The sequence below is a fragment of the Vibrio sp. V10_P2A27P122 genome, from assembly GCF_963874335.1.
Lineage (GTDB): Bacteria > Pseudomonadota > Gammaproteobacteria > Enterobacterales > Vibrionaceae > Vibrio > Vibrio anguillarum.
The window spans coordinates 1-2,635 of record NZ_CAWNHY010000193.1 but is presented as its reverse complement, the minus strand read 5'-3'; the positions used below and the strand labels follow the sequence as shown (position 1 = coordinate 2,635).

Here is a 2,635-nt window from a genome sequence, read left to right as displayed (position 1 = left end):
GCCACAAGCAGGCCAGCCCATACCTTGGAACCAACCGTTTAAGAACAGCAAAATAAACATCGCAGTAATGCTGCCTGTTGCCCACGGCATAAAACCGAAACAGAACATCACTAACGCAGACATTAAAAGGCCTGCACTTAAGAAGTAGCGTGGGTTAGAGCGGTCAGAAACACTCCCCATTAAAAATTTAGATAGGCCATAAGCAATCGATACGGCGGCAAGAGCTACCCCGAGATCACCGCGGCTAAAACCTTGGTCAATCAAATAAGGCATCGCCAAACTAAAGTTCTTACGAACAAGGTAGTAGCCTGCGTAGCCGAAGAAAATACTGATGAATAACTGCCAGCGCAAGCGGCTATAAGTGCTATCGAGCCGCTCAGTAGCGAGCCTCTCGATATGCGCTTGGGGTTTAAAGATACCAAACATAGTTGACCTCATTAATGTAGTGCGATGGTTCTAAAGCTCGAACGATAAAAAATGTTTCATTCGAAAGAGAACGGCATTGTCGTGTGCAACTGAATGTATTTCTGTGACAAATGTTACAAGGGAATTAATTTGTGCATAAAAACAAATGATTAGTTTTCATTTTTTCATGGTTAGTGCCATTAAATTGAGATGTAATCGTTTTCACTTTTGTTCGCGAGATGTTTGTTTTTGGTTGTTTTGTCGTCAATTAAATCGCAGATAAGGAAAGTTGGCAAAAATTGTTAAACCATGAAGTCACTCGAAACTCACTGTGAGTTCAATGATTCATATCCTTTTTGATTGGAAAGAGAGTGGCAAAATAAGCAAATAGTCCAGTATTCCTACCCAGATTTGACACTGTCTATTGATAATTCTTGCTAGCTTTGATTGGCAATTCATGTGTTACAGAGTGTCGTTCTGTGGCATTGATGCTAATAATACAAAAAGGAAGAATGATGAATAATTTTAATAAAGTCAGTGTATTGGGTTTGCTTTCATTGAGCGGATTGCTTTCTGCTCATGCACAAGCTCATGGTTGGGTTGAATTTCCGAGCGCGCGGCAAAATACCTGTTACTTAGATGGTGGTTTTTGGAGTAATACGATCCCTAATGCAGCATGCCAAGCGGCTTTTGATCAGTCCGGAGCTTATCCTTTTGTACAACGCAATGAAGTGGCGGCCAATGTGGCAAATTATCGTGACATGGCTCATGTTCAAGCTGTTGTTCGCGACGGCTTGTTGTGCTCCGCAGGCAGCAACGCGAAAGCAGGGTTAGATGTTGCTTCACCTCATTGGCAAAAAACGGCCGTGAATTTAGACGCTAATCAACAAATCGAATTAGTCTTTAATGCTACCGCGCCACATAACCCCTCTTATTGGGAGTTTTATCTCTCTAAACCGACTTATACCGGTGAGGCCCCATTAACTTGGGATGATCTGGATCTTATTGATACCAAAGGTAATATCACCGTGGGGACGGATAAAAAATATCGCATCAAGATTACCCTGCCCGCCGATAGAAGTGGTGATGCTGTGCTTTATACTCGCTGGCAACGTATTGATGCCGCGGGCGAAGGTTTTTATAACTGCAGTGATATTAGTTTTAGCGGTGGTGGATCAAACCCAACGGATCCGACAGACCCATCAGAACCTGCGCAGAATCTCAGCGATCTTGGTGGTTATCTTTCACAAGGTTTTGGTCCTGTTGAATCTGGCGATACGGTTCGTTTGCGTACCTTCGATGCCAATGGCAATGAAACGACCGATATCAGCGTAGCGATTTCAGCCAATAATACAGCAACGTGGCCAGCGGAAATGGCAGGTCAGTTTAACCAAGTGAAAAAAGGGGGATGGTTTATTGGTATTTGGCACCAAGAAATGAATCACTATATGTACGATAGCCAGAATGTATATGCTAACCGTGTGTTTGCTCCAAACGCGACTTATAGTTATCAGCTTTCTTTGCTAAAAGAGGAAACGCCACAGCCACCTGTCCCAGATAATGCTTGGAATGCGACTAAAATTTATACGTCCGGTGATGTCGTTATGCACAAGCAGCAAACTTGGACCGCGCAGTGGTGGACAAAAAATGAAGAGCCCGGAACTACGGGTGAATGGGGTGTATGGCGATAGTATTAAATAGCTATAGTATCGGGTAGTAAAAAGAGGCCATGGCCTCTTTTTACTCTCTAACTCTGGTTTAATAATGGCTTATGAGATGAGGTTATTCACACAATTTGCCTTGTTTTGCTGGTTGGGTTAACGAGTAATCACCTTCTAAACTGCGATAGATTATCGCATTCCAAATGCTGCCATCATCCATTTCAAACTCAATGGCATAATTCACCCCGTTAACCACTTGTGAACGGACATCGATAATGTCTTTTAATTGTGCATTGCTCTCCATTTGTGCTAAAGCGCTCTTCAACGCTTCTTTAGCTTCGTCGGTAATTTCTGTCGCTTGCCAACCTCCCGGCATCAACTCGCTTGCACAGATGGGTGACGGTACGGCATCTGTTTCCGTCACCATCACGGTGGGCTCTAGAGCCTTAGTACTTTCTGTTTGCGTTTGTTGATCACACCCCGCTAACGCGAGTAAACCAAAAATTGGGAACATTAACTTTTTCATTGTATTTTCTCAGTTTGTTAGTTTATTAAATGAAGTTAATTTC

The 2,635-nt window shown here is 43.0% G+C and carries 3 protein-coding genes; 1 reads left to right on the top strand and 2 read right to left on the bottom strand.

The features are described 5' to 3' along the window. Positions 1–426 (bottom strand): MFS transporter (locus AACQ17_RS08450; protein ID WP_170935173.1); only part of this gene is annotated, 426 nt, incomplete at its 3' end. A gap of 494 nt (positions 427–920) precedes the next feature. On the opposite strand from AACQ17_RS08450, the gene AACQ17_RS08445 reads away from it, so the two are divergent. Continuing rightward, positions 921–2,096, top strand: coding sequence for a lytic polysaccharide monooxygenase (locus AACQ17_RS08445; RefSeq protein WP_374956462.1), 1,176 nt, complete (start codon positions 921–923; stop codon positions 2,094–2,096). Positions 2,097–2,187: 91 nt separating this feature from the next. Here the strand turns inward: AACQ17_RS08445 and AACQ17_RS08440 are convergent, their stop codons facing one another. After that, positions 2,188–2,592 (bottom strand): cystatin domain-containing protein, encoded by a 405-nt coding sequence (locus AACQ17_RS08440; protein WP_094147666.1) that lies wholly within the window; start codon positions 2,590–2,592, stop codon positions 2,188–2,190. Between the last annotated feature and the right edge of the window lie 43 nt (positions 2,593–2,635).